Here is a 1,544-nt window from a genome sequence, read left to right as displayed (position 1 = left end):
GAAGCACAAAAGCTCCGCCTGATTGACGACAACAGCCAATACCAAGCCCTTAACCGACGCAACATTCGCTACCACCGCAGTGATGCGACAGAACAATTTGATAGCATCACCAGCTTTATCGGACAACGTAGCCTACAACCCACCGCAGTCCACCTACAACGCTGGCAAGCCACAGCCCTCGAACAAGAAGAAGGTGCAGGCTCAGTCCAAAGCAAACACCAACACAGTGACCACCAAGACAATGCCAGCCTAGGCCTCGAACAAGCATGGCACATCAGCCCTGCATGGATCCAAGACCTCAAAGGCGAAGACCAAGCCACCGCATCAGGCAACAGCCAAGTCGAAAAACTCAACCAACACCTCAGCGACTACTACGCCGGACAAAGCAAACAATTCATCGCCAAAGCCAGCGTCAGAGACAGCCAAGTCGGCTACTGGTTCAAACTCGATGGACACCCAGAAATTGCACAACACAGCGGAGCTGACCAAGAATTCCTCATTGTTGGCAAACGCTACTACAACCAAAACAACCTACCCAAAGACTTAGACCAACAAGTCCAACAACTGCTACAACGCAGCCAATGGACGCCAAAACACAAGACAAACACCAACCAAGCAACCCACAAGGATCAAGAACGCCAAGCCAGCGAACTCATCCTACAACGACGCAACATCAAAACCGTACCCGAATACAACCCCTTACAACATCGACCCAGCACCCATCCGCAACGCGCCAAAGTGGTGGGACCTGCAGGAGAAGAAATCCATGTCGATGAATGGGGACGCATCAAAGTACGCTTCCTGTTTACCCGAGCAGAAGACCACCAATTTGATGGCGGTGCCGGCAGTAACAACAACGACACCGATTCAGCTTGGGTCGATGTACTGACCCCATGGGCAGGCGAAGGCTATGGCGCACGCTTCCTTCCTCGAATCAATGAAATCGTGGTTATCGACTTCTTTGACGGCAACATCGACCGTCCCTTTGTGGTGGGCCGCCTACATGAAGCCCAACGCAGCCCAACCCGATTCGACAGTCAAGGCCAACTGCCGGACACCAAAAAACTCGCAGGGATTAAAAGTAAAGAAGTCCAAGGCGAAGGTTATGGACAACTCCGCTTTGATGACACCACAGGACAAATTTCCACTCAACTGCAAAACACCCACGGGGCGAGCCAACTTAACCTAGGGAATCTCAGTCATCCCAAAGCAACCGCAGAAAGTGAAGGACGAGGCGAAGGCTTCGAACTCAGAACTGACCAATGGGGTGCAGTACGAGCGGGCGAAGGCATACTCATCTCCACCTACAAACAAGAACAAGCCAAAGCAAACCATTTAGATGCAAGCGAAGCCAAACAACAACTCGAAAGTAGCTTAAACAACGCCAAAGCCTTAAGTGAAGTGGCAAAAAATCAACAAACTGATCCACTCAGCTTACTCGAAAACCTACAGGGCTATCTCAAGAACTTAGAGAGCGAAGACCAAAGCAAAGCCGCAGCTTTCAAACAAGCGATCATGCTCTTGGCTTCACCAAGTTCAATTGC

The 1,544-nt window shown here is 50.8% G+C and carries 1 protein-coding gene; it reads left to right on the top strand.

Annotation, left to right across the window (positions count from 1 at the left end; all coding sequences use genetic code 11):
- Positions 1-1,544: type VI secretion system Vgr family protein (locus tag AC1M86_RS14755; protein ID WP_481608250.1), on the top strand; the 1,544-nt coding region annotated here is incomplete at both ends.

Source organism: Acinetobacter sp. ANC_7654, assembly GCF_056779855.1.
This window is presented reverse-complemented; position numbering and strand designations above follow the sequence as displayed.